The sequence below is a fragment of the Alcaligenes sp. RM2 genome, from assembly GCF_052931795.1.
Genome location: NZ_JBRFIO010000006.1, coordinates 130,318 through 154,504 on the forward strand (window position 1 = coordinate 130,318; position 24,187 = coordinate 154,504).

Annotated in this window: 22 protein-coding genes; 7 read left to right on the forward strand and 15 right to left on the reverse strand. The window is 55.6% G+C overall.

Annotated features, from left to right (window positions below; genetic code table 11):
* Positions 1–56: 56 nt before the first annotated feature.
* The 3 genes from ACU6HM_RS17230 to ACU6HM_RS17240 form a co-directional block, all read right to left on the reverse strand.
* Positions 57–791 (reverse strand): TenA family transcriptional regulator, encoded by a 735-nt coding sequence (locus tag ACU6HM_RS17230; protein WP_022983674.1) that lies wholly within the window; start codon positions 789–791, stop codon positions 57–59.
* Between the two features lie 123 nt (positions 792–914).
* A complete protein-coding gene (locus tag ACU6HM_RS17235; RefSeq protein ID WP_446764123.1) occupies positions 915–2,387 on the reverse strand; it encodes a gamma-glutamyltransferase family protein in 1,473 nt (490 codons plus the stop codon).
* Between the two features lie 5 nt (positions 2,388–2,392).
* The gene (locus ACU6HM_RS17240; RefSeq protein ID WP_009461936.1) at positions 2,393–3,910 is read right to left on the reverse strand and encodes a hypothetical protein; all 1,518 of its coding nucleotides are present in this window, start codon (positions 3,908–3,910) and stop codon (positions 2,393–2,395) included.
* Positions 3,911–4,079: 169 nt separating this feature from the next.
* On the opposite strand from ACU6HM_RS17240, the gene ACU6HM_RS17245 reads away from it, so the two are divergent.
* Together ACU6HM_RS17245 and ACU6HM_RS17250 are read left to right on the forward strand one after the other, a co-directional pair.
* The gene (locus tag ACU6HM_RS17245) at positions 4,080–4,814 is read left to right on the forward strand and encodes a sulfite exporter TauE/SafE family protein (RefSeq protein ID WP_035269638.1); all 735 of its coding nucleotides are present in this window, start codon (positions 4,080–4,082) and stop codon (positions 4,812–4,814) included.
* A 100-nt stretch (positions 4,815–4,914) separates the two neighbouring features.
* Positions 4,915–5,622 (forward strand): GntR family transcriptional regulator, encoded by a 708-nt coding sequence (locus tag ACU6HM_RS17250; protein WP_446764124.1) that lies wholly within the window; start codon positions 4,915–4,917, stop codon positions 5,620–5,622.
* Here the strand turns inward: ACU6HM_RS17250 and ACU6HM_RS17255 are convergent, their stop codons facing one another.
* The 3 genes from ACU6HM_RS17255 to ACU6HM_RS17265 all read right to left on the reverse strand — a co-directional run bounded on the left by ACU6HM_RS17255 (position 5,623) and on the right by ACU6HM_RS17265 (position 8,244).
* A complete protein-coding gene (locus ACU6HM_RS17255; RefSeq protein WP_086069763.1) occupies positions 5,623–6,213 on the reverse strand; it encodes a TetR/AcrR family transcriptional regulator in 591 nt (196 codons plus the stop codon). It lies immediately after the preceding gene.
* Positions 6,214–6,276: 63 nt separating this feature from the next.
* A complete protein-coding gene (locus ACU6HM_RS17260) occupies positions 6,277–7,512 on the reverse strand; it encodes a multidrug effflux MFS transporter (protein WP_446764125.1) in 1,236 nt (411 codons plus the stop codon).
* A gap of 183 nt (positions 7,513–7,695) precedes the next feature.
* Positions 7,696–8,244, reverse strand: coding sequence for a ferritin-like domain-containing protein (locus ACU6HM_RS17265; protein ID WP_009461955.1), 549 nt, complete (start codon positions 8,242–8,244; stop codon positions 7,696–7,698).
* A gap of 554 nt (positions 8,245–8,798) precedes the next feature.
* Here ACU6HM_RS17265 and ACU6HM_RS17270 point away from each other — a divergent pair.
* The 4 genes from ACU6HM_RS17270 to ACU6HM_RS17285 all read left to right on the forward strand — a co-directional run bounded on the left by ACU6HM_RS17270 (position 8,799) and on the right by ACU6HM_RS17285 (position 12,592).
* Complete coding sequence (locus ACU6HM_RS17270) at positions 8,799–9,332, forward strand: Chromate resistance protein ChrB (RefSeq protein ID WP_081251504.1); 534 nt, start codon at positions 8,799–8,801, stop codon at positions 9,330–9,332.
* Entirely contained in the window at positions 9,316–10,542 is a 1,227-nt protein-coding gene (locus ACU6HM_RS17275) for an MFS transporter (protein ID WP_446764136.1), read from the forward strand. Before ACU6HM_RS17270 ends, ACU6HM_RS17275 begins: the two co-directional genes overlap by 17 nt.
* A 198-nt stretch (positions 10,543–10,740) precedes the next feature.
* A complete protein-coding gene (locus ACU6HM_RS17280) occupies positions 10,741–11,394 on the forward strand; it encodes a hypothetical protein (RefSeq protein ID WP_446764126.1) in 654 nt (217 codons plus the stop codon).
* Positions 11,387–12,592, forward strand: coding sequence for an XRE family transcriptional regulator (locus ACU6HM_RS17285; protein ID WP_446764127.1), 1,206 nt, complete (start codon positions 11,387–11,389; stop codon positions 12,590–12,592). Before ACU6HM_RS17280 ends, ACU6HM_RS17285 begins: the two co-directional genes overlap by 8 nt.
* 312 nt (positions 12,593–12,904) lie before the next feature.
* Here the strand turns inward: ACU6HM_RS17285 and ACU6HM_RS17290 are convergent, their stop codons facing one another.
* The 6 genes from ACU6HM_RS17290 to ACU6HM_RS17315 form a co-directional block, all read right to left on the reverse strand.
* Positions 12,905–13,291, reverse strand: a complete 387-nt coding sequence (locus tag ACU6HM_RS17290; RefSeq protein ID WP_172400387.1) for a RidA family protein — start codon at positions 13,289–13,291, stop codon at positions 12,905–12,907.
* Positions 13,292–13,348: 57 nt separating this feature from the next.
* Positions 13,349–14,323, reverse strand: coding sequence for a Bug family tripartite tricarboxylate transporter substrate binding protein (locus ACU6HM_RS17295; RefSeq protein WP_042485367.1), 975 nt, complete (start codon positions 14,321–14,323; stop codon positions 13,349–13,351).
* An 11-nt stretch (positions 14,324–14,334) separates the two neighbouring features.
* On the reverse strand, positions 14,335–15,252 hold the full coding sequence (locus ACU6HM_RS17300; RefSeq protein WP_446764128.1) for a fumarylacetoacetate hydrolase family protein: 918 nt from the start codon (positions 15,250–15,252) through the stop codon (positions 14,335–14,337).
* 17 nt (positions 15,253–15,269) lie between these two features.
* A complete protein-coding gene (locus ACU6HM_RS17305; protein ID WP_060185520.1) occupies positions 15,270–15,926 on the reverse strand; it encodes a GntR family transcriptional regulator in 657 nt (218 codons plus the stop codon).
* A 145-nt stretch (positions 15,927–16,071) separates the two neighbouring features.
* A complete protein-coding gene (ssb, locus tag ACU6HM_RS17310; protein ID WP_063692165.1) occupies positions 16,072–16,590 on the reverse strand; it encodes a single-stranded DNA-binding protein in 519 nt (172 codons plus the stop codon).
* A gap of 259 nt (positions 16,591–16,849) precedes the next feature.
* Complete coding sequence (locus tag ACU6HM_RS17315; protein ID WP_022983677.1) at positions 16,850–18,061, reverse strand: MFS transporter; 1,212 nt, start codon at positions 18,059–18,061, stop codon at positions 16,850–16,852.
* Between the two features lie 111 nt (positions 18,062–18,172).
* On the opposite strand from ACU6HM_RS17315, the gene uvrA reads away from it, so the two are divergent.
* The gene (uvrA, locus tag ACU6HM_RS17320) at positions 18,173–21,136 is read left to right on the forward strand and encodes an excinuclease ABC subunit UvrA (protein ID WP_446764137.1); all 2,964 of its coding nucleotides are present in this window, start codon (positions 18,173–18,175) and stop codon (positions 21,134–21,136) included.
* A 148-nt stretch (positions 21,137–21,284) separates the two neighbouring features.
* On the opposite strand, the gene ACU6HM_RS17325 is transcribed toward uvrA, so the two are convergent.
* The 3 genes from ACU6HM_RS17325 to ACU6HM_RS17335 are packed head-to-tail and all read right to left on the reverse strand — an operon-like array spanning position 21,285 to position 24,109.
* Positions 21,285–22,409 (reverse strand): deoxyguanosinetriphosphate triphosphohydrolase, encoded by a 1,125-nt coding sequence (locus ACU6HM_RS17325; RefSeq protein WP_446764129.1) that lies wholly within the window; start codon positions 22,407–22,409, stop codon positions 21,285–21,287.
* A gap of 5 nt (positions 22,410–22,414) precedes the next feature.
* Positions 22,415–23,503, reverse strand: coding sequence for a 3-dehydroquinate synthase (gene aroB, locus ACU6HM_RS17330; protein WP_022983678.1), 1,089 nt, complete (start codon positions 23,501–23,503; stop codon positions 22,415–22,417).
* A complete protein-coding gene (locus ACU6HM_RS17335; protein ID WP_009461975.1) occupies positions 23,504–24,109 on the reverse strand; it encodes a shikimate kinase in 606 nt (201 codons plus the stop codon).
* Positions 24,110–24,187 lie beyond the last annotated feature (78 nt).

Here is a 24,187-nt window from a genome sequence, read left to right on the forward strand (position 1 = left end):
GTACTTCCTTGTTTCTAGGTCGGCGGGCAGCCCATCTGCCCGCTCGGCTGTCTGGCTCAGGCTGCTTCCAGCTGAAGTTCTTGCAGGCTGATTTCGTCTTTGACGTAATCGTTGTACAAGGAGGTGGTATACAGTAGACGCATCTCGGCGCCAATTTCGCAGATGCGCAGGCAACGCTGTTGCAGCTCTACGGTATTGGCGTGCTCAAGAACGATCTGGTAGCCGCGCTCGCCATGAATCTCGTCGGACACGATATGCAGATCGAAAAACTCCACTTCTTCATCGGTGAAGCCGTATTTTTCACGCAGGGTCGGTGTCTGCTTGCGGTAAATGGAGGGCACCTGAGACTCCAGACCCACGACTAGCCCTGCAACGGCAACAACGGGGTCTTCACGCATGGCAATGGCGTAACACCAGGCCTGCAAGGCGCGGGTGGTGGCATTCATATTGTCAGGATCTTCGATCCGAGCCCGTGTCGTGCCACACGCTTCGCCAAAGCGGATCAACAGGTCTGTGTGACGGTCACCCCCAATTTCCTCTTCATACATATTGGCCAGCAAGAAGTCTTTGGCTTCTACATATTCGGCGGGGGTGCGGGCATACAGATAGCCCAAGTAGTCAGCAAAAGGGCCGACATAGTGGTAGTGGTTTTCAGCCCAGCGAGCCAGATGCTCACGGCTTAGTTTGCCGCTGGCCCAAGCAATGCTGAAAGGAGAAGTATTGGCACTTTTCCCTTTAATGGCGGTTTCCAATGCGGTGCGAAATTCATCGCGATTCAGCAGTTTTTCCATGACTGTTTCCTTGTTGAAAGACGTCGCCCTGACAGCAGCCGACGAAAGATGAGGTTTGGACTATTTAAGTATATTGTATACCGTCTACTATTTTAGAAAGTAGGGAATAACCCTGCCCGATTATCAATCCAGCGCCACGCAACCATCTTTGCGTGGGTCAGAAACAGCCTGCAAACGGCCGTCCCCCAAGCGCTCAACAGCTTGAGCGCCGCCAAAATCGCTGCGACCAGCAAGCTCACCTACGCCTTTATCGGGTGGCACATACCCGTGTTCACGCAGGAAGGCCGCCTGACTTGCATCAAAACCGTCTTCCAGGGCCAGACGGCCAGCTCCCTCCAGACGCCAGCGCGGTGCGAACAAGGCGTTCTCCAAAGGCCAGCCATCACGCAGAACACGAGTCCATATCTGTATCTGGCCTTGGGGTTGCATCAAACCACCCACCACACCCAGCCCCATATGGAACTGACCCGACTTCAAGGCCAAAGACGGAACAACCGTGTGATAAGGGCGTTTTCCCGGCCCAGGGCCATTCACATGCCCAGGCTCGGAGAAACCGAAACCCCGGTTTTGCAGCACAAATCCACAGCCGGGCACGGCATACGCAGAGCCGAATCGTTTAAAAATGCTGGACATGAACGTCACCGCCAACCCGTCTGCATCGACCACAACCGTGCAAACCGTATTGCCTGCCGGATCACACACGACCCGTGAAGCCTGAACCATCGCCGCTTCGGTCGCCTTGACCAGTTCCAGCTCCGCCGCATCCTGGTCAACAGGGCGTTTCCAGGCGCGTTGCACGGCGTCCAGGACTGCCACCCCATGCGTGTTGGGGGGACATTCATAAAGACTGAACTCTCCCAGCGATGCGCTGACAGGCTCGCAAAAAAACCCTTTATGGAGGCGAAAGTCCTCAGCCCTCAACAGCCCCTGTACCTGCTCCATTGCCTGCTCTGCCTGCTGCGCGGGACGCCCCAGATAGAAAGCATCGGGGCCTTGCGTGGCGATGTCCTGCAAGACAGCTGCCAGTTCAGGGTTCAGGTATTGCTCCCCCGCCCTGGGCGGCTTGCCCGCCCTATAAAGGGCGGCACACACGGGATCGCGGTGCAGTACAAAATCAAAGATTTGCCATTCACGCGCCGCCACCGGCGCTACCGCAAAACCTTCCCGCGCTGCCTGAATGGCAGGCTGAAACAAGCAGGCCCAGTCCAGACGGCCATAGCGCTGGTGCATATCCCACCACCCTCGCACCAGGCCAGGCGTGGTAATGGACAACACATGACGCTCCGGAATCCGTCCCCCAGGCAAAGCCTGAACATGCTCAGCCTTCAACAGCTGGGGCGCCGCTCCGCTGCCGTTATAAGCCACTGGCATACTGTCGGGCGATGCAATCATGGCCAACAGATCGCCACCAATGCCTGTCGCCATAGGTTCGACAACCCCCATGACAGCATCGGCAGCAATAGCCGCATCCACTGCACTACCCTTGAGTTCCAGCATGGCCTGCGCGGCCCGCACCGCCAAGGGGTGCCCGGCAGCAACGGCCCAATGTTTCCCCAAGCCCTGCTTTTCACCGGCGCGATAGGCTGTCGTACTCATATCGCTCATCCGAACACCAGCACAGCGCAAATTGTTGACAGGGCCATCCCCGCCAGCACAGGAACCGTCAGGGCTCGCACCAGATCCAGCACATGCACTCGGGCAAAGCCCGCCACGGCAATCAATGAAGACCAGGCAATCAAAGTGCCACCGCCAGTCCAGATAGCACCGATCTGTCCTACCGCAGCCAAGGTTTCAACCTCCAGCCCGGATACCGGGCTCAAGGCCGAGGCCAGGGTTCCTGTCAATGGCAGGCCCGAGAAGCCCGAGCCATCAATGCCCGAGATCATGCCTACCAACAGAACACCAAAAGCCACCAGAAAATGATTGTCCGGAATCAGATGCTGCCCCGCCGAGATCAGCTCGAACAACAGACTGGGTGTTTGTTCCAGTGGGGTGCCCAAAATGGCAGACGTTGCTTCACTGGCGCCCAGGAAGAAGAAACCGGCGATGGGCAGCACCGAACCCATGGCGCGAAAGGCGAATACAAAACCATCGGTCATATGATCCGGGCAGGTGTCCAGCATGCGACGCGGCCCTTCTGCCATACAGGTGGCAATCATCATCAACACAAAGGCCACGCCCCCTACCAAACCGGCGGCGTCGCCACCCCGCAGGACAGGCAAGGACGGGATAAAGCGGGGCAACAGCATGATGCCAATCACCGCCAGAAACGCCAGTGGCGTAATCCAGGCCAGAATGCGCGAATAGCGCTCTTCCTTGGGGCTCAGGCCGGGATGCACCGTGTGTTCATTACCCGCCGTGCCACGAGCAATCTCAGCCTTGTCATACGTCCCTTGGGATTCCACTTCATCCAGGGTGCTATCCGGCGCCTGGCGCATCCAGGCATCCAGCAAACGGCTATCTGCCGGTTTGAAATAGCGGCGCATCAACAAAAATGTCAACGTCAACGCAACGCCACCGGTAATCCAGGAAAGCACCAGCGCACGATCCGCCAGCACGGCAACATCGGCTCCGACACCGGCTGCCTTGGCGCTGATGCCAGGAGCAACGCCAATGATGTAGTCGGACGATAGCGCCATGCCCTGTCCACAGATGGCGATAGCCATCGCACCGACCAGGGGAGGCAAGCCAGCCGCAATCGCCGCCGGCAGCAAAATGGCCGACACCAGAGGTACAGCGGGTGTAGGCCAGAAGAACAGGGAAATAAAGTAGGTAGCCGCCGCAATCATCAGAAAGGACGAGGCACTATTGACCATGACCTTGCGGAAGGGGGCCACCATCTTCACATCGGCCTCCAGCCTCTTTAACGAGTTCAGCAGGGCAGTCATGAACGTGATTACCAGGAAAATATTGAACAGTTCCTGGGCCGCCACAAAGCTGGCTGAAAAAATACTGATGAAACCTTGGATAGGGCTGCCAGTCATGGCGGTGACGACCGCCAAGGTGCCAATCACCGATGGCACCACCACATTGGCCCGGAAAATCATCGTAATGATGATGACCAGAACGCTGATCAAATAAGCCCAGTGCGCCGCACTGAGCACCACGTCGCTTTGCATGTATCCCCCTTCCTTCTCTTTTTTCTGAATATCGAGCACATCTGAAACGGTATACTATCTTCAATTGTGATTTCGAGTCAGAAAAAACTATCAAAAACTGGGGAAAACTCTAAGAGTTTTATGCTTGAAACACTTAGATTGAATACCTTATACAAATGAAGAGGAAACTATGGCGGCTTTGATTGATCTGGTGGACCCGCTCTCCTGGCTGCTCATGGCTTTGCTGGTTGTGTTGGCCGCCTTTTTGCAAGGCGTTGGCGGAGTTGGCTTTGCAATGCTGGTCGCGCCGATTGCCGCCTTGATATTTCCGCAGTTGGTTCCAGGCCCTCTACTGGCCTTGGGTGGCAGCGTCTCTTTGCTGGCGGCCTTGCGAGAGCGTCAACATATCGTGCCCGATGTGGTTGTCTGTGCACTGGGTGGCCGTGCCACCGGATCGATCATTGCCATACTGGCCATGACACAACTACCCATAGAGGCGGTGAATCTGGGTTTTGCCCTGGCCATTCTGGCCGCAGTCGCACTGAGTGCTTGGGGCTTGCGTATCCTGCCTTCCAAACGAAACATGATCCTGGCGGGCATTGCCTCGGGCATCATGGGAACCCTGACCTCGGTAGGCGCTCCCGCTCTGGCAATTGCCATGCAAAATCTGGCTCCTGCACAGCTACGCGCCTCATTGGGTCTTATTCTGTTTTTAGGTGCAAGCCTGTCCTTGATCCTGCTTATGGTGGCTGGCCTGTTCTCCTGGCAACAGGCAATGCTCAGCATTGTGCTCTACCCCTTCATGCTGCTGGGCTTCGCCTTATCAGGACGATGGCGTCATAAAGTCAGCATGCCGCTAATGCGTAGACTGCTATTGGGGATTTGTTCGCTAAGCGCCGTGGTCTTGATCGCCCGCAGCGTGTGATGAGGATGCTTAGGCCGCAAACTGTATACCATATTCAGAAAAATGCGCTCACACCGTATAATCGTGGCTGGCCCTTTTGCCCAATTGCACAGGTCGCACCATGAATATCCCCAGTTTCAGCCTTCCCAACACCCTTTCCGGCGCGGAAAGCCGTCGCTTGGGCGATCAACATGCGTCATTGTTTGCGGTTATCCGTGACCAATTGCGCGAGCGCATCTTGAGCGGAGAATTTCATCCGGGGGATCGCCTTGTAGAAGGTAAATTGGCTAGCGAACTGGGCGTCTCGCGTATTCCGGTACGGGAAGCCCTGCGCGAGCTGGCCTCAGAAGGTCTGGTCACGATCGAACCACGACGTGGGGCCTCAGTGGCTATCCTGTCGACCGAAATTGCCTACAACATGGCTGAAGTGCGCGCCACGCTCGAAGGATTGAATGCAAAACTGGCCGCCCAACGCCGGGACCCAGCCAATATCGAAAAGCTGCAAACCATTCTGGGCCAGGGCCATGAAGCCATGGATGCCGGCAATCTGGATTTGCTCAAATCCCTGAACCGCCAGTTTCATGAAACCCTGGCCACCATGTCGGGCAATATTGTTCTGACCGAGCTCATGCGCTCCCTGCGTGACCGCACCGCCCTGTTATTTGCGCCCAGCAATTTGCAGCGCATCCGCCAAAACTGGGAAGATCACTCCCAGATCCTCAATGCGGTTGTGGCCGGTAATGGTGATCTGGCCAACCTGCTGGCCACCCAACACGTGCACAATGCGGCCAAAGCCTATCAGGACGCGCAAAACGGCGAGAAGGTCTGATCAAGCAGGGCGGCCCGTTCTCAATGCCGCCTCAAAGACTAGCCAAACCGATTCCAGACGCCGCTGGTACTTGCGCGCACCACCAAATAACAGCTCGCTTTGCAGGCTGTCGATCAAGGCCATGTAAGTCATGGCCAAGGTATCTACACTCAAGCCTGTTGCCGGCCTGGCCAGGGCAGACTGTGCCAGGGCCCGATGGATGATGCCTTCCAGATCCGCCATGAACACATGCATGGGTTCCATCACCACATCGTACAAATGCACAGGCGGCGCAAACAAGGTGCGAATCCAGAAACGCACTTGATGCGATTGCTCGAAACGCTCCTGTATTCCTTCCAGATAGGCCCGCAACTGCTGCTTGATCCCTTCGCCTCCTTGCAGAACCTGACGGGCATGGTTCAACTCATCTTCCACAATCTTTGGAATCAGGCTCAGGAACAGCTCGTCCTTGTTGCGAAAATGGGCATAGACCGAGGGCTTTTTAATGCCTACATCGGCGGCAATCTCGTTCATGGTGGTGGCATCAAAGCCCTGAACGGCAAAGCGCGCCAACGCGGCATCCTGCAGTTTTTCAGTAGTGGTTTTGCTCACAGTCCAACAGCTCTCAGTCAAAGGCCAAGTATCAAGGCCGCCATCGCGGCCCGCAGCAACTGCCTATTTTACAGCCCCCAGTTCACTGACCGATCTTGTCACCGTGTGGCAACGACCAGCCAGGACATACAGCAGGATCGACAGCAGTCCGCAGCCGCCAATGGCCAGCGGCAAGACCTGCGGCCCGGGCACAGCCAAGCTGACGATATAGCCCACCACCGCCGAAATCAGGTAATGGAACATGCCCATCAAGGCGGCAGCCGTCCCAGCCTGCGGGCCAGCCACATCCATGGTCAAGGCCGTTACGTTGCCAAACACCATCCCTAAGGAGCCGACCGAAATGGCGATCAAGGCGGCATACAGGATCAGGCCCGCCACGTCTGCTTGCACCGCCCCATACAAGAGCAAAGCTGAAGCCGTATGAACAATCAACCCCAAGGCCAGTACCCGAGAGGTAGGCATCCCGGCCTTCAACAAATAATTACTGACGACCCCACCCAGAACCAGCGCCACCGAGTTACCGGCAAACACATAGCTGAATACGGCCGGCGACAAGGAAAAATGCTGCGTGAACACAAAAGCCGAGCCGCTGATGTAGACAAACAAGGCAGCCAGTGCGAAACCACCGGAGCCGGTATATGCCATGAAAGCCTTGTTACCCAGCTCGCGACCGTAGGCGCGAACAATATGACCGGGGTTCAAAGGCACACGCTGGCTCACGGGCAGCGAATCCGGTATGGCTTTAAGTCCCCAGAGCAGCCCCATCGTCCCTAATGCCGCCAGCATCCAGAAAATGGCACGCCAGTCTGCATGGCTCAACAGGTAGGCACCCAGAATGGGGGCCACAATCGGTGCAATCATCATCACCTGCATCAGCAGGGAAAAGATGCTTGCCGACTCTTTTACATCGCACAAGTCCGCCACAATGGCACGCGGTGTGACCAAGCCCGCTGCGGCGCCTAACGCCTGGATAAAACGCGCCGCCAACAAGGCTTCAACCGATGTGGCCAAAGCGCCAAAAACCGAGCCCACCACAAAAATAACCACGCCCAGCAGCAAGGGCACTCGACGCCCGAAGCGATCCAGCAAAGGGCCGTAAATACCTTGGCCCAAGGCCAGGCCTGCCAGAAACACCGACAAGGTTTGCTGAATCCGGCCGGGGGAAGCCCCCAGCTCCTGCGCGATAGCAGGCATGCCCGGCAAATACATATCAATGGCCATGGCATCCAATGCCGTCAACAAGGCAAGTAACAAGATCAAGGGCCAGGCCAGGCTTCTGGCACGTGACAGCTCGCTCATGTCACACCCTCTACAGTGCGGAAGAACAGAAATTCAAACACGCTCACACCCCCGTATATAGCGACGTCAATCAAAGCTACCTACCGATAGGTAGGAAAGCCGCTACTGTACTCCTTTTCAGAATTCAGGCAGAAAAAAACCCCGGAAAATACCGGGGTTTTGGTGGGCACCTGCGCAAATTACTTAGATATCCAGCAGATCGCCCATGTCGTCGGCGTGCTCTTCTTCCACCGCCATGATTTCAACCAGCATCTGGCGAGTGGTCGGGTCGGTGTCGCCAATGCGCTCGATCATCTGACGATAGGACTCGATCGCAATACGCTCGGCAATCAGGTTGGCGCGAATCATGGATTTGATATCGTCGCTATCGTCGTACTCTGCATGGCTACGCTGGACCAGATTGGCTGGGTTGAAATCCGGCTCGCCGTTCAGTTGCACAATACGTTCGGCAATGCGGTCGGCATGCTCGGCTTCTTGCTGGGCATGTTCCAGAAACTCGGCTTTGATAGGCTCATTGTTCAAGCCAGTAGCGGTGAAGTAATGGCGCTTGTAGCGCATCACACAGACCAGCTCGGTGGCCAGGGCCTCATTGAGCATCTGAATGATTTCTTCACGATTACCCTTGTAGCCGGATGCCACCGCCCCGTCGTCCACAAACTTCTTGGCAGCTGCACGGATAGCGGCAACATCGATTGGACCTTGGCTTGCTTGGACTGCTTTCTGCTTACTCATTGCATTCCTCCGTATTGATTCCCACCGCGAAAGTGCGGCGCTGTATCGCGCAACAACCGGAAACGAACACACTGACTCCATAACCAACAAGAGCTTGTCCAAGGACAAGCGCTTTACCTAAACCTGGGCTTGAAGTCTGCACGCTGCTTGTGGTTGAGACCGGTCGTGCAAGAAACTGAACAAAGTGGATAGGTGTTGTCATGGTAGCCATTGCTCCTTGGCTTGGAAAGCGCAAAACCGCGGCCACCAGTAGCAAATAGACCCGCATTTCAAGGCCAGAAAGCCAAAAATCTGGCCGTCTGAAAACTGTTCAACCTCACACGGCATGCGGGCTTGGCACGAAATTTTTTACTGGTTTTCCCCAAGATAAAGAGCCGCGTTCTTGTTCAAGCAGAGATACAAGACCAAACACTTGGATACAGAATCCGGGCTCTGTTCAGACGACAGCAGGCAAATCCCTGCTCCAGCGCTCATACCTCACTGCTTCTTTTCAGATTCATTCAGTTCAATTGATATGAAACGGTCGTTACTTTAAAATCAAGATCATGACTTCAATGAGCTGGCTGTTACTGACCTATAAAGTCCCCCCTGAACCCAGTGCAAAACGGCTGGCCTTATGGCGGCGCCTGAAAGCGCTGGGTGCGGTGTATCTGCAAAATGGGGTATGCGTCCTGCCCAAAACCGACGAGCATGTGCGCCGTCTGAAGGTGCTGGAAAACGACATCACCACCATGGAAGGTGAATGCGTCTTGCTGGAGACCATTGCTCTGGACAAGGCACAAGAGGACAAAGTCATCGCCCGTTTTACGGACGACCGCAATGAGCAATACCAGGAGCTGCTGGGGCGCTGCAAAGACTTTGAAGTGGAAATCGCCAAGGAAATTTCGATTCAGAAATTCACCTACGCCGAGCTGGACGAAGAAGAAACCGACCTGAAAAAGCTGGAAAACTGGTACGAGAAAATCCAGAAGCTGGATTTTTATGGCGCCCCCCTGGCACAGGTCGCTCAAGAACGCCTGCAAGACTGCAAGGCACGGCTGGATGAGTACGCCCAAATGGTCTACGACGCTCATGAAGAAAACCGCTAATCCGGCGTTCACACCGGCTGCCGACGTGCCTCGAGCCAAAATTCACCGCAGCGTCTGGGCGCTGGGTTTTGTGTCCATGTTCATGGATATTTCTTCGGAGCTGATCCACGCCCTGCTGCCCATTTACATGGTTACCGTCCTGGGCACATCGGTACTGGCCGTCGGCTTTATCGAAGGTATTGCCGAAGCCACCGCCTCCATCATGAAAGTGTTTTCCGGCGCGGTCAGCGATCGTTTTGGAAAGCGCAAACTGCTGGCAGTCATTGGCTATGGCTTGGCCGCCCTGACCAAACCCATTTTTCCACTGGCGAACTCGCTGGACTGGCTGGTCGGTGCCCGCTTTGTAGACCGCATCGGCAAAGGCATACGCGGTGCGCCGCGCGATGCTTTGGTCGCCGATGTCACCCCACCCGAGCTGCGCGGCGCGGCCTATGGCTTGCGGCAAACGCTGGATACCATTGGCGCCTTTGTAGGGCCCCTGTTGGCCATCGCCCTGATGTGGTGGACAGCAAACAACTATCAGCTGATCTTCTGGGTTGCCGTGCTGCCTGCCTTTGCGGCCATCGCCGTTCTGGTGTTCTTTGTACGCGAACCGAAAATCCCGGCCACCACCCGCCCCCGCAAACTGCCTCTGAACCGGGAAGACCTGGGCCGCTTAGGTTCCCGCTACTGGTGGGTTGTAGCAATTGGGCTGGCCTTTACCCTGGCCCGTTTCAGCGAAGCCTTTCTGATCTTGCGCGGTGAATCCAGCGGACTGCCGCCCATGTGGGCCCCAGCCGTGCTGGTCGTCATGAGCGTGGCTTTTTCCCTGTCCGCCTACCCTGCCGGGGTGCTGTCAGATCGTATGCGTAAAACTGACCTGCTCCTGATCGGTGTGGCCCTACTGATCGCAGCGGACCTGATCCTGGCTTTCGTGCCCGGCTTGCTGGGTCTGGGCCTGGGCGTTGCCTTGTGGGGCCTGCATATGGGCTTTACCCAGGGCCTGTTCAACGTCTTGATCGCTGACAGCGCCCCCGCCGAACTGCGCGGCACCGCCTTTGGCATGTTCCACCTGCTAACCGGCATCGCCCTGCTGTTGGCCAGCGTCATTGCTGGCGTGCTCTGGGATACCATAGGTTTCCAGGGTACCTTTGCCGCCGGTGCGATCTTTGCGGTTTTGACTGGCGTAGGTTTGATTACCTTGCGACGTTCCGCTCAAGGAGCGTTCTGAAACAAAAAGGCCGACTTCATGTCGGCTTTTTTACGACCCTATAATCCCCACACACTGCCCCCAGCAGCAACATAAAAACTCACAAAGAAAAATCACTCGCAACCGTCTTACATAACAAAAAATCAACAAAAAAACCTTTTACACGAAAGTTTTTTATGTACAATTCCCGATATTGAATACGACCATACGGGTTATGTAATGAATATGGCACCTGTCGATCTCAACGAACTCGAACGCTTAATCATCGAGAGCATCCCTCGTGATGCTCTTATGGCATGCGAAGACGCTTATTTCAATGGTGATGCAAAAGGCCGTTTACACGCCGCAGCGTTCGAATTAGGTCATCGGCCATCCGCCGCTGGCCAAGTGAAGCACTTCTTTACTAACGAAGCATTTCACGAAGCACTAAGGGCTCACGGAGCAGAGCCAAGCCCACTTCGTGGAACACAATTGGTAGTGGGACGTTTAGGAGGTTTCAACATAGCTCGCCTCAATGTACCGGGCCACAAATGGACAAACCTACGAAGAAGTGCAACACGAAAAAGACTCGCAGAACTCAATGAGTCCATCGAAAATAAATACGTACAGGGCGATTTATTCACCTCCCCAGCAGAGGTATCTGGCGGAACGCTGTTCATTCTTGGTGTAGTAGATGGCATAGACACCAACGGGATTGCCCAACTCACCCATGTAATGGTCGCTCTTCCTGCTCCGAACATGAAATCCTGGCTATATATCAGTACTATGGCTGAATTTCTCAAACTCTACGACCGACTCGATACTAGCGTACAGCCAGACAATGCAGTACCGAAGTTGAAGAAACAACCTAAGAAGAAAACTAGTGATGACTAAAGGGATCAATGACCTTCAACCCATGCGGCTTGAGCAAGCTCTTTCCGCTCGCGGCCTCACAAAAGGTCAACTTGCGAGTCTAGTTGGTGTAGTGGCGTCCACTGTCACAAAATGGTGTAAAGGCGACCAATCACCTGAGGCTGAAACATTTGAACGTTTGGCTTCAGTTCTGAATGTTCAGCCAGAATGGCTTACAAGGGCACCACTACCGACAGTATCAACACCACTGTATCGTAGCAACGCATCAGCTCTGAAAGCCGCACGCGCAAAACTAGAAGCACGGACGGAATGGGTTCAAGAAGTGGCTTACCTCCTTGAAGACTACGTTGACTATCCTGCTGTAAATTTACCTACCAGATCTTTTCAAGACCCTGAACAGATAAGTGACGCTGACATAGAGACTGCAGCAGAAGAATGCCGATCCTTATGGCAATTAGGGCGAGGGCCTATTCAAAATCTTGCGTTAGCCGCAGAAAGTGCCGGTATTCTCATTGTTCGTGAAGAAACGGAAGTCTCAGCAATTGAAGGACTGTCTAGCTGGAGCGAGCCATTGGGCCGACCCATTGTGCTTCTTTCCGCAGACAAGGCAAATGCTTTTCGCAGCCGTTTTGACTTAGCACATGAAATTGGACATCTGATTCTCCATAAACACATCCCAAGAGCAGAGGAACGCGATCGCTACAATCAAATGGAAAAACAAGCGCATCGATTTGCTGCCGCATTGTTACTTCCTGCAGAGGCCTTTGCTAATGAAGTACGAATCCCCCCAAACTTAGACAACTTACTCATTCTCAAACAACGTTGGGGAGCGTCGGTTGCTGCGATGATGATGCGTTGCCACGCATTAGGGCTTCTTAATGACGATGAAAAATTAGCTCTTTTTAAACGACGCTCTGCTCGTTGGGGCTCTAAAGCAGAGCCTGGCGATGACAAGTGGCCACCGGAGAGTCCATGCCTCCTTCGCCGCACAGTAGAACTTCTTATCAGTGAAGGTATTTTCCCAGCTGAGGGTATCCCACGCTATTTGGGGCTCGGCGACCGTGATGTTGAAAAGCTTTGCCATTTGAGAGACGACTATTTTTCTGCGCCGGGTCAAGTAGTTGAATTAGCAACTTTGCGAACTGCCAAAGAAGAAACTAGCCAACAAACCAACCTTCCCACCGCCTCCGTAGTGCCACTTTTTAATTACCGACGATAACTCCTGACTGCCGGGATACAGACTAGTCTCTTTAGCAGCACTTACAAGGGAAAGACTAGTAAAACTGGCTTTGATACACGAGCCAAGAGTGGGCGCTGTAAAGCTCTAGCTAGGACTGCGCACCCGTCGTACCATATACAATCAACGACGCGTAATTACACCCAAACCAAAATTACAAGAACTCCGCCTTTCTTTGCTAGGTTTATACACAAAGAAAGGCGGCTGGGTTAGAAGACACCAGTCTCATGCTCAAAGCATGAACAATACACGCGCTTACTAAACTCCCCCTTTTTTCTAGCTTTTTCTATTTCATCATTCCGCAACAGCGGCGATGCATTCAATTTCCAGCAAGAACAATGGATTTCCCATGTCTGCGGCAATCGTCGTGCGCGCCGGGTACTCACCGTCCTTGAAGTAAGTGCGATAGATCTCGTTCATGCGAGCAAAGTCACCAGCGTTCTTCAGAATCACATTGGCTTTGACGATATGGTCCAGGGTGGAGCCCGCCTCTTCCAGCAGGGCTTTCACATTGGCCATGACCTGATGCATCTGGGCGTCGAAATCGTTTTCAGCAATCTGGCGATCGTCAAAAAAGCCTGGCTGGCCCGACACAAACACAAAGCCATTGGATCGCACAGCAGGCGACAAGGGGGCACGAGGGGGAGTCACTTTGTCGGACCGGATAATTTCTTTGATCATGTTCATCTCCTGGTTAGTAGCTTGAGCTCTCTGGGCTCTTTCGTATTCGTTAAAGGTTTACTGCACGCTGGCGCCGGAGGCTTTTACCACTGTGGCGGCCATTTCCATTTCAGACTTCAGATACTCGGCAAACTCGGCCGAGGTCGTACCCGCCGGTTCCAGACCTTGAGCCAACAAGCGCTCGCGGATTTCAGGCAGGTTCACAATGCGGACAAATTCAGCACTCAGTTTCTCCACAATCGGTGCTGGCGTACCGGAAGGCACAATCACGCCATACCAGGAGTTGGAGTTCATATTGTCCACGCCTGCTTCTTTGAAGGTAGGCACGTCCGGGATGGATTCCAGACGAGCGTCATTCGCCAGTGCAATCGCACGCAGCTTGCCGGATTTCACGTGGGGCAAAACATCGGGCGTATTGGCAAACATCATGTCCACATGACCGCCCAGCAAATCGTTCAACGCCGGGGCCTGGCCTTTGTACGGGATATGCAGCACATCAATCTTGGCTTCTGACTTCAAACGTTCGATGGCGATATGCGGTGACGTACCTGCACCAAAGGACGCAAAGGACAGCTCACCCGGTTTGGATTTCGCCGTAGCAATGACATCCGCCAGACTCTTGACCGGCACATCCGGGTTCGCCACCAACAAATGCGGCGTGTAGGCCACCCAGCTAACCGGCGTAAAGTCCTTCACCGTGTCGTAACGCAGGTTGTCGTACAGGCTGGGATTAATGGCAAAACTGTTTGCCACCATCCCCAAGGTGTAGCCATCCGGCGCGGCGCGGGCCACGATTTCAGTACCAATCACCGTACCGGCACCGGGTTTGTTGTCGATGATGACGGGCTGCTTGAAATCATCCGACATTTTCTGCGCCAGACTGCGGGTCAGGTTATCCAGCGTGCCGCCCGCCGGGAACGGAACAATGATGGTGATAGGTTTGGTGGGATAGTCCTGTGCCGCCGCAAGCGAGGGCACAGCCGTTAAAGCGCTTAATGCAGCCACGCCTGACAAAATTAACTTAAAGCGCATAGTCGTCAACCTTACTCAATAGTAGTGACCAGCTCGCCAATAGCGGGGATGCGAGCTTTGATGACATCGCCTGGTTCCAAAGAGCGCGGAGGTTGCATGGCAAAACCCACCCCGGAAGGTGTACCTGTCGCAATAATGTCTCCCGGCTCCAAGGTCATGCCCGCCGACAACTGGGCGATGATGTTGGGCACATCGAACAACATGTCCGACGTATTGGCCGATTGGCGCAGTTCGCCATTCACTTCCAATTCAAGATCCAGCGCGTTGGGATCTGCGATGGACGTTTTCAATGCCACTACTGGCCCAATCGGGCAGGTGCCGTCCAAAGACTTGCCCTTGAACCACTGGCCATGCAGTGCTTGCAGGTCGCGCGCCGTAATATCGTTGATCACCGTGTAGCCAAAGACGTAATCCAGCGCGTCTTCAACCGGAATGTCCCGGCCTTCCTTGCCGATCACAATGCCCAGCTCCACTTCGTAATCCAGCATTTTTGTGTGGGCCGCATGGCGGCTGACCAGGGCCTGATGGCCCACCACCGTGGTGGGCGGTTTGCTGAAAAACTCCAATGCTCTGGGGAAATCATCCGCCGCGCGACCACGTGCCAGATTGCCTTCCACGATGTGGGCACGGTAATTGCGCCCCACACAGAAAATGTTTTTGGCCGGGTTCGGCACAGGAGCCAGAAAGCACAGATCCTGAGCGGCATGGACGGGAGCCTTGGCCTGGCTTGCCTGCTCCATCAAAAGCTGCAGGCTGATCAGGATCTCGTCACCCATAAAAATGGCATCGATGACTTCAGTGGGCGCTTGCCGAGCACTTAAGGGATGCTCGTACATCCCCCAGGCCTGCGTCAGGTCTACCACCCGATCATCGCCCAGCATTCCGCCCAAATGCGTTTCCCCTGCGGCTACAAAGGTCAGTAACTTCATGACAGCAAACCTCCTTATCAGATGTTGTTGGAACTGTTCAAGGTTTGCGTCAGCAGCCCTTGAACGTGCTCACGCGCCAGGCGATCTGCCAGCGCCGCGTCCCGTTTTTCAATCGCGTCGATCATGGCCAGGTGCTCGGCCAAAGACTCATGTGCACGTTTCAGGCGCTCGATGGTTTTGGTCTTGAGCATGTCGCGGTGCCCAAAGGACTTCCACACCTTCTCCAGCAAGCTGTTTGCAGCCAGACGCATGATGGCCGCATGAAACTCCACATTGGCTGCCGCATATTCGCTGACACGCTCTTCCACATTGTCTTGATTGAAGGGCGCAAACAGAGCACGCAAGGCATCCACATCCCGCTGCGAGGCATTCAATGCGGCTTCACGTGCTGCAAAGGCTTCCAGTTCAATGCGCAGCTTCAGCCATTCGATGTAGTCCTGCCTGGTCAAGGGCGAGAGCAAGGCTCCACGCCGAGGCTCCATGGTCAAAATGCCCTCCTGCCCCAGACGCAGCAGCGCTTCGCGCACCGGCGTGCGGCTGACATTAAGCATCTTGGCCAGCTCTTCTTCCCGAACCCGCACGGGTTCATCAATATCCTTCACCAGGCCAAGAACGTGAGCCCGCACCGACTCATACACCCCATCGCTGTGACTTGCTGTTTTGATCGTGGTCATTGCTTTCCTATTTTGCATTCATTTTTTATGAATTGTATACAAGAATGGATACTGGTACACATTAGTGTTTGTACGAACAAAAAAAAGCCCTGGCAAGCAGATGCTTGCCAGGGCTTTGATCTTGAGTCCCGCTAAGAACTAAGCCTTAGAACGGAATATCGTCATCCATATCGGCCAGATTGTCCGACATAGGCGCGTTATTACGTGGGGCCTGTTGTTGCTGCTGTTGCTGAGGCGCTGGGCGCTGAGCACGTTGCGGAGCTGGTGCACCACCACCGCCGCCACCGTATTCGCCACCACCCATGCTGCCGCCGCCCATATCACCACCGTCACGGCCACCCAGCATTTGCATTTGCTCGGCAATGATTTCGGTCGTGAAACGCTCCTGACCGTCCTGACCTGTCCATTTACGGGTGCGCAGACGACCTTCTACGTAGACGGGACGACCTTTACGCAGGTACTCACCTGCAATTTCAGCCAGACGGTTGTAGAACACCACACGGTGCCATTCGGTTTCCTCACGGCGCTCGCCGGAGGTACGGTCTTTCCACTGCGAAGTCGTGGCAATGGAAATATTGCAGATGGCCGAGCCTTCTGCGCTGTAGCGTACTTCTGGGTCGCGGCCAAGATTGCCCACCAGAATGACTTTATTTACCGATGCCATGAAAAAATCCTGTAGTCAAAAATTCTAAATCAAGCCGTATTATCGTGGATTCGTGCCTTAATTAACACTCCCTCCCCGCTCCGGGAAGGGCAGTTTTATCCATGCCATCGATCCTGTTACGGCACCTTGAACGGCGTATATGGCTAAGCACCTGATGGTGTCACCTGTTCCGCCCAGCTCTTGATTCTTGCGGCCAATCCAGCCACTTTACTTGTTGCTGCCTGCCACGTCTTTGCACAAGCGTAACAGGCAATGCCTTTTAATATTTGTCTTTGAAACCACGCGCTGTCAGCAACCAGAGCAAAGCCAGGGCAGCGCCGGTCCACAAGACCCATTGGGTGAGCCCTCGCCCTGCCAGGATGCCGCCGATCAGGCCGCCGGCAAACACGCCCAGGGACTGAGAGGTGTTGTAAAAACCCAGCGCCAAACCTTTGTATTCTGGTGGCGCCACACGCGACACCAAGGAAGGCTGCAAGGCTTCCAGCACATTAAAGCCGATGAAGAAAAACGTCAGCGCGGCCACCATGGGAACCAGCGAATCGCGCGCCCATGGCATCACGGCCAGCACCACAATCAGCAGCAACACAGACAGTTCCAGCGCATGCTTGTGACGCTTGCGGGTCTCTGTCCAGAACACCGCAGGAACCATCAGCACAAAAGAAACCAGAATAACGGGCAGGTACACCTTCCACAAATCCTGAGTACCGTAGCCACCCAAGGTCGCCAGAATGCCCGGTACGACGATGAACAGGGACATCAGGATAAAGTGCAGACAGAACACGCCAAAGTTCAGGCGCAGCAAGTCCAAATGACGCAACACCTGTCCGGCCGTAACCTGCACAATCGAGGCGGGTGCTTTAGGCGCGCTGGGCACGACAAAAGCGGCAATCAACAAGCAGACAAAGCCCAGCAAACTGATGGCCCAGAACAGTCCCGACAAACCAAATTGCCCCACCAGCACTGGCGAGAGCACCAGCGAGACAGCAAAAGACAGCCCAATGGAGCCACCCACCATCGCCATGGCACGTGTGCGCACTTCGGGACGGGTGGAGTCGGCAACCCAGGCGGAAATGGCTGCTGAAACTGCCCCCAGACCTTGAATACAGCGGCCTACCGTCACCCAGTCAATATTCTGGGCCAGCGCGGAGATCACCCCGCCGATCACGAACAAGGCCATGCCGATGACGATAATCGGTCGGCGTCCGAAGCGATCCGATGCCATCCCCAAGGGGATCTGCAAGACAGCCTGCGTCAGACCATAGGCCCCCAATGCCAGACCCACACGGGCGGCATCATTACCGCCGGGCAAGGAGTGCGCGGCCACTGCAAAGACCGGGGTCAGCAAAAACAGACCCAGCATTCGACAGGCAAACAACAGGGCAAGCAGGATGCTGGCCTTGCGCTCTTGCTGAGTCAGACTCAGGCGCGCTGGGCGCGATCCGGCCGTATTCATGGTTTGGTGTGTACTCATTTAATACTCTGTCACAACTGGGCTAGCAGAGAGCCCGGATACCCGTTCACATAAATTCTGACGCAACGCGCTATAGTAGCAAGTTGCCTTTTGACAAGCCTAAATAAAGCGATGGAAGCCATCCGCATTCGTGGTGCCCGTACCCACAACCTGAAAAATGTCTCCGTAGACCTGCCACGCCACCAGTTGGTCGTGCTGACGGGGCTGTCCGGTTCTGGGAAATCCTCTCTAGCCTTCGACACTTTGTATGCCGAAGGCCAGCGGCGCTATGTGGAAAGCCTGTCCGCTTATGCACGTCAGTTCTTGCAACTGATGGACAAGCCAGATGTGGACTTGATCGAAGGTTTGTCGCCTGCCATTGCCATCGAGCAAAAGGCAGCAGGCCATAACCCGCGTTCCACCGTGGGGACCACTACCGAAATCCACGATTATTTGCGCCTATTGTACGCGCGGGTCGGGACTCCTTACTGCCCGGAACACCACTTGGCCTTGCAGGCTCATAGCGTGAGCCAGATGGTAGACCAGATTCTGCAATGGGAACCTGAAACCCGTATTGCTGTGCTGGCACCCATGCATCGTGGCCTGGTTGGTGACCTGCAGCTTGAACTGCGCGGCCTGCAAGCCCAAGGCTTTATACGGGTACGCGTCGATGGCGAGATCTCCAGTATTGAAGATCTGCCTGCACTCAATGCCCAACAGGCACACGACCTGGACCTGGTCATAGACCGTCTGCGCATTCGGCCCGATAGCCAGCAGCGTCTGGCAGAAAGCCTGGAAACCGCCCTGTCCACCAGCAATGGCCGTTGTCTGGTGGTCAATCTGGACAATGGAGTGGAGCAGCCCTATTCCAGCCACTACGCCTGCCCGGTCTGTGACTACTCCCTGCCCGAGCTGGAGCCACGCCTGTTCAGCTTCAACAATCCGGCAGGTGCCTGCCCGGACTGTAGTGGCTTGGGGCAAGTAGATGTATTTGATCCTGAACGCGTGGTGGCCTTCCCGGAACTGAGTCTGGCGGGCGGTGCCATTGCGGGCTGGGACCGACGCAATGCCTTTACCTACACCTTGCTGACCAGTCTGGCGGCTCATTATCACTTTGATATAGAGGCTCCCTTCGAGTCTCTACCCGAAGAACTGCGCCGCACCGTGCTGTATGGCTCCGGCGCGGAGGAAATTCCCTTTCTCTATTTGAATGAGAAGGGCCGCACCACGGTAAAAACGCACCCATTTGAAGGGGTGATTCCGAATCTGCAGCGTCGCTGGGCGGAAACCGATTCCAGCGCCGTGCGCGAGGAACTGAACAAGCTGCGTCGCACCCAGACCTGCCCGGCCTGCCATGGCGCACGTCTGCGTCTGGAGGCGCGTCACGTCCGCATTGGGGACGATCCAGTTCCCAACCATGCGGGGTGCAAGCATCATGCAGGCACCGCGCCTGCCAACTCGGCAACCCTCAATGTCGACCAGCTGTCTGACAATGCCGCACAATGCACGCAGACTCACTCCGCAGCGCAAGGACAAGCCAAAGGACTGGCCATTTATGAAGTCGAAGCCCTGGCCCTGTCCGACTGCCTGGCCTGGTTCGAGCGCCTGTCGCTGACGGGTGCGAAAAAAGAAATTGCCGACCGCATCGTGCGTGAAATCCGCCTGCGGCTGGAGTTTTTGAACAATGTGGGTCTGAACTACCTGTCTCTGGACCGCAGCGCCGACACCATTTCCGGTGGCGAGGCCCAGCGCATTCGTCTGGCCAGCCAGATCGGTTCCGGTCTGACCGGCGTGATGTACGTGCTGGACGAGCCTTCCATTGGCCTGCACCAGCGCGATAACGACAAGCTGATCCAGACCTTGCAGCACCTGCGGGACCTGGGCAATAGCGTGATCGTGGTCGAGCACGACGAGGACATGATACGCACCGCCGACTATGTCATCGACATGGGCCCCGGCGCAGGTGAGCATGGTGGTCAAATTACCGCTCAAGGCTCGCCCGCAGAGCTGGCCCAGAACCCCGACTCTCTGACCGGTCAGTACCTGTCTGGCAAGCGTCAGATTGCCGTGCCCAAACGACGTCCTGTTGATGACAGCCTGAACTGGCTGCGTCTGTATGGTGCCAGCGGCAATAACCTGAAGTCTGTTGATCTGGCGATTCCAGCTGGACGACTGGTCTGCATTACCGGCGTGTCCGGTTCGGGCAAATCCACGCTGATCAACGACACGCTGGCAACCGCCTTCTCGCATTTGCTGCACCGTGCCCACGCCGAACCGGCGCCCTACGATCGTATGGAAGGGCTGGAGCATTTCGACAAGATCATCAACGTCGATCAAACCCCGATTGGTCGTACCCCACGCAGTAATCCAGCCACCTACACGGGCATGTTCACTGCCATTCGTGAGCTGTTCGCCAGCGTGCCCGAGGCGCGTTTGCGTGGCTACGACCCAGGCCGCTTCTCCTTTAACGTTAAAGGCGGCCGCTGCGAGGCTTGTCAGGGCGATGGCGTGGTCAAGGTAGAGATGCACTTCCTGCCTGACGTCTATGTACCTTGTGATGTCTGCCAGGGCCGTCGCTACAACCGTGAAACGCTGGACATTCGCTACCGAGGCCGCAATATCAGCGAAGTGCTGGACCTGACGGTTGAGCAGGCGCTGGAATACTTTGATGCGGTGCCAGCGGTCGCGCGTAAATTGACTACCTTGATTGATGTGGGCTTGTCCTACATCCGCCTGGGTCAAAGCGCGACTACCCTGTCTGGTGGTGAGGCGCAGCGGGTGAAATTGTCACTGGAGCTGTCCAAGCGCAGTACCGGTCAAACCTTGTATGTGCTGGACGAGCCCACAACCGGCCTGCACTTTCAGGACATTGCTGTCTTGCTGGAAGTGCTGGACAAACTGGTTGAGTCGGGCAATAGCGTGGTCGTAATTGAGCACAATCTGGATGTGATCAAAACGGCAGACTGGATTGTGGACATGGGACCGGAAGGTGGCCAGGGCGGTGGGCAGATTGTGGTGCAAGGCACCCCGGAGACTGTTGCCGCTTGCGAGCAAAGCCATACCGGGCGCTATCTGAAGCCTTTATTGCAGCGCTAAAGGCTGTCTCTCTTAAAAGACCACGCTGTTCAGGCCTCGAGCACCAAAACATGGTTTTTTGGCGCTTTATCAATGAAGAAGAGCTCCTGAACAGCACACGGCTACTGGCCAATAGCAGGTCGCGTAACTCCACCACAGGCTGCAAGAGCTACATCTTGAAGATAGCGTCGTGCTCGCGAATGGCATGGCGGTCCGTCATGCCAGCGATGTAATCAGCAATGGCACGGGCCTGAGCAATCGGGTCTTCACGGCGATGCTCCGCCGCCAGCAAACGAGGATCATCCAGAAAAGCGTGGAACAGTTCACGCACAATATTCTGCGCCTTGCTCATCATGCGCACCACCTTGTAGTGGCGATACAGATTCGCGTGCAAGAAGCGTTTTAGCTCATCAGCCTGCGCCCGCATCTCTGGCGAGAATCCGGCCAAACGGGGCAAATGACGAATCGCATCCACGCTGTCCGGGCGATGCTCTTCCAGCTTGGCGCGCGTGGTTTCCGTTAAATCCACCACTAGCGTGTTGATCATGCCGCGGATAATCTCCGCCACCAAACGTTGACCGCTCAAGCCCGGATATTGGCCTTGTACATGCTCGTAATGACTGTTGAACAGGCGCAGTTCCAGCAATTGTTCCAAGCGGATCAGGCCGGAGCGCAAACCGTCATCAATATCGTGATTGTTGTAAGCAATTTCATCGGCCAGATTGGCCATTTGAGCTTCCAGCGACGGTTGGGTACGATCAATAAAGCGCTGGCCGACCTCGCCCAATTCACGGGCGTGCTTCAGCGAACAATGCTTCAAAATCCCCTCGCGGGTTTCAAAACACAGGTTCAGGCCATTGAAGGCGGCATAGCGCTCTTCCAGCTCGTCCACCACCCGCAGACTTTGCAGATTGTGCTCAAAGCCCCCGGCCTCGGGACGCAGGCTTTGCATGCAGCTATTCAAGGTGTCCTGACCTGCATGGCCAAAAGGAGTGTGGCCCAGATCATGGGCCAGGGAGATCGCTTCGATAAGGTCTTCGTGCAAACCCAGATTGCGGGCAATGGCCCGCGCCAGCTGGGCCACTTCCAGACTATGCGTCAATCGTGTTCGGAATAAATCACCTTCGTGGTTAATGAAAACCTGGGTTTTGTATTCCAACAAGCGAAAGGCATTGCAGTGAATGATCCGGTCGCGGTCCCGCTGAAAGGCGTTACGGCCTTGGGGCGCTGCCTCTGCATAACGCCGACCGCGGGACTGTTCAGGGTGACAGGCATAAGCGGCAAGCATTTGCATAGGTTTTACTCCTGTTCCACCGTTGTAAAGCGGGCCAATGCCTGGCGTACCACATCAGGCGCGACCGCCTGCACCTTGGCATGGCCTAATTTATCCAGCAGCACAAAACGCAGCTGGCCACCTTCATTTTTCTTGTCCACCTGCATCAATTCCAGCCAACGGTCCGCAGGCCATTGTGGTGGAGTGATCGGACATCCGCTGGCTTGCACCAGGGCCTTGATACGAGCCACGTCCTGAGCAGGCAAGCCGCAGACCAGGGCGGAGAGCTCGGCAGCCATAATCATGCCGCAGCCCACAGCTTCGCCATGCAGCCATTGGCCGTAGCCCATGCCGGACTCGATCGCGTGGCCAAAAGTGTGACCAAAGTTCAAAATGGCGCGCAGACCAGATTCGCGTTCGTCCTGGGAAACGACTTCAGCCTTGACCTCGCAGGAGCGACGAATCGCATAGACGATTTGTTCTTGTTCCAGCGTACGCATGGGCGCAATCTGCTCTTCACACCAGTTGAAGAAGTCCAGGTCGTAAATCATGCCGTATTTGATAACCTCCGCCAGACCGGCGGAGATCTCACGAGCAGGCAAAGTCTTGAGTACGTCCGTATCCACCTCTACAGCGATAGGCTGGTAGAACGCGCCCACCATATTCTTGCCCAGCGGGTGGTTGATCGCCGTCTTGCCGCCCACCGAGGAGTCCACCTGCGCCAGCAAGGTCGTCGGCACTTGCACAAAGCGCACACCCCGCATGAAGCAGGCCGCAGCAAAACCGGCCATATCGCCGATAACGCCACCGCCCAAGGCCACAATCAGGGCCTTGCGATCCAGGTGACCGCCCAGCAGCGCGTCAAAAATCAGGTTCAGGGATTCCCAGTTCTTGTAGGCTTCGCCATCGGGCAGCTCGATCACATGAACAGGCTTGCCGGTTGCAGCCAGGGCTTCCTTTGCAGGTGCCAGGTACAGGGCGGCCACCGTAGGATTGGTGACGATTGCAATGGCAGACGTATCGGCTGGCACCGTGTCTGCAAGATGCGCCAGACGCCCGGCGGCGATATGGATGGGATAAGCGCCACCCTGGGCGTCAACATGCACTACAGACATTTAGCAACCTCGTTCTTTCAACAGGGACAATAAGTGGCGCACCGCATGATGAACTGGCGCCGAGCCAGTTTCAAAGCGGACATCCGCCACTTCTTCATAGAGGGGTTCGCGCGCTTGCAACAGTTCCTGGATGCGGGCGCGTGGGTCCGCTGTTTGCAACAGCGGCCGGTTACGGTCTCGGGCCACGCGACGGTACAGCTCGTCTACGGTGGCACACAAGTACACTACGATACCGCGATCTTTGATGATCTGGCGATTGGCCTCGGACAAAATGGCCCCGCCCCCCGTTGCCAGCACAATACCGGTCTGGCGCGAACAAATATCGAGCACCGCAGATTCCCGTTTGCGGAACCCTTGCTCGCCTTCGAACTCAAAGATAGTGGCCACTCGCACACCGCTACGGGCTTCCAGCTCGTGGTCCAGGTCCATAAACTCGCGCTTGAGTTCCCGCGCCAATTGGCGACCAATGGTCGTTTTACCGGCTCCCATCATGCCTACCAAAATAATGGGGCGTGGGCCAGTCTGTTGTAAATGGAGCAGCTCGGCGTCTGTTAAGGGATCAGGATGTTCTACAGGCATCAGCTCAGCGGGTAAAGAGTGGTTCATTTGTGTATTATCCCATTAGCCTTCCCTAAGCACAGTCCGCTTGCTTAGTATTATTTTGTTACATTGATACTTGGTTTG

Bases quoted from the DNA above. Each gene is read 5' to 3' on its own strand.
- uvrA (WP_446764137.1), top strand. From the start codon at position 18,173: ATGGAAGCCATCCGCATTCGTGGTGCCCGTACCCACAACCTGAAAAAT.
- ACU6HM_RS17250 (WP_446764124.1), top strand. From the start codon at position 4,915: ATGAATATCCCCAGTTTCAGCCTTCCCAACACCCTTTCCGGCGCGGAA.
- ACU6HM_RS17245 (WP_035269638.1), top strand. From the start codon at position 4,080: ATGGCGGCTTTGATTGATCTGGTGGACCCGCTCTCCTGGCTGCTCATG.
- ACU6HM_RS17280 (WP_446764126.1), top strand. From the start codon at position 10,741: ATGAATATGGCACCTGTCGATCTCAACGAACTCGAACGCTTAATCATC.
- ACU6HM_RS17265 (WP_009461955.1), bottom strand. From the start codon at position 8,244: ATGAGTAAGCAGAAAGCAGTCCAAGCAAGCCAAGGTCCAATCGATGTT.
- ACU6HM_RS17290 (WP_172400387.1), bottom strand. From the start codon at position 13,291: ATGATCAAAGAAATTATCCGGTCCGACAAAGTGACTCCCCCTCGTGCC.
- ACU6HM_RS17315 (WP_022983677.1), bottom strand. From the start codon at position 18,061: ATGAGTACACACCAAACCATGAATACGGCCGGATCGCGCCCAGCGCGC.
- ACU6HM_RS17300 (WP_446764128.1), bottom strand. From the start codon at position 15,252: ATGAAGTTACTGACCTTTGTAGCCGCAGGGGAAACGCATTTGGGCGGA.
- ssb (WP_063692165.1), bottom strand. From the start codon at position 16,590: ATGGCATCGGTAAATAAAGTCATTCTGGTGGGCAATCTTGGCCGCGAC.
- ACU6HM_RS17240 (WP_009461936.1), bottom strand. From the start codon at position 3,910: ATGCAAAGCGACGTGGTGCTCAGTGCGGCGCACTGGGCTTATTTGATC.
- ACU6HM_RS17260 (WP_446764125.1), bottom strand. From the start codon at position 7,512: ATGAGCGAGCTGTCACGTGCCAGAAGCCTGGCCTGGCCCTTGATCTTG.
- ACU6HM_RS17230 (WP_022983674.1), bottom strand. From the start codon at position 791: ATGGAAAAACTGCTGAATCGCGATGAATTTCGCACCGCATTGGAAACC.
- ACU6HM_RS17285 (WP_446764127.1), top strand. From the start codon at position 11,387: ATGACTAAAGGGATCAATGACCTTCAACCCATGCGGCTTGAGCAAGCT.
- aroB (WP_022983678.1), bottom strand. From the start codon at position 23,503: ATGTCTGTAGTGCATGTTGACGCCCAGGGTGGCGCTTATCCCATCCAT.
- ACU6HM_RS17270 (WP_081251504.1), top strand. From the start codon at position 8,799: ATGAGCTGGCTGTTACTGACCTATAAAGTCCCCCCTGAACCCAGTGCA.
- ACU6HM_RS17335 (WP_009461975.1), bottom strand. From the start codon at position 24,109: ATGAACCACTCTTTACCCGCTGAGCTGATGCCTGTAGAACATCCTGAT.
- ACU6HM_RS17295 (WP_042485367.1), bottom strand. From the start codon at position 14,323: ATGCGCTTTAAGTTAATTTTGTCAGGCGTGGCTGCATTAAGCGCTTTA.
- ACU6HM_RS17275 (WP_446764136.1), top strand. From the start codon at position 9,316: ATGAAGAAAACCGCTAATCCGGCGTTCACACCGGCTGCCGACGTGCCT.
- ACU6HM_RS17235 (WP_446764123.1), bottom strand. From the start codon at position 2,387: ATGAGTACGACAGCCTATCGCGCCGGTGAAAAGCAGGGCTTGGGGAAA.
- ACU6HM_RS17305 (WP_060185520.1), bottom strand. From the start codon at position 15,926: ATGACCACGATCAAAACAGCAAGTCACAGCGATGGGGTGTATGAGTCG.
- ACU6HM_RS17325 (WP_446764129.1), bottom strand. From the start codon at position 22,409: ATGCAAATGCTTGCCGCTTATGCCTGTCACCCTGAACAGTCCCGCGGT.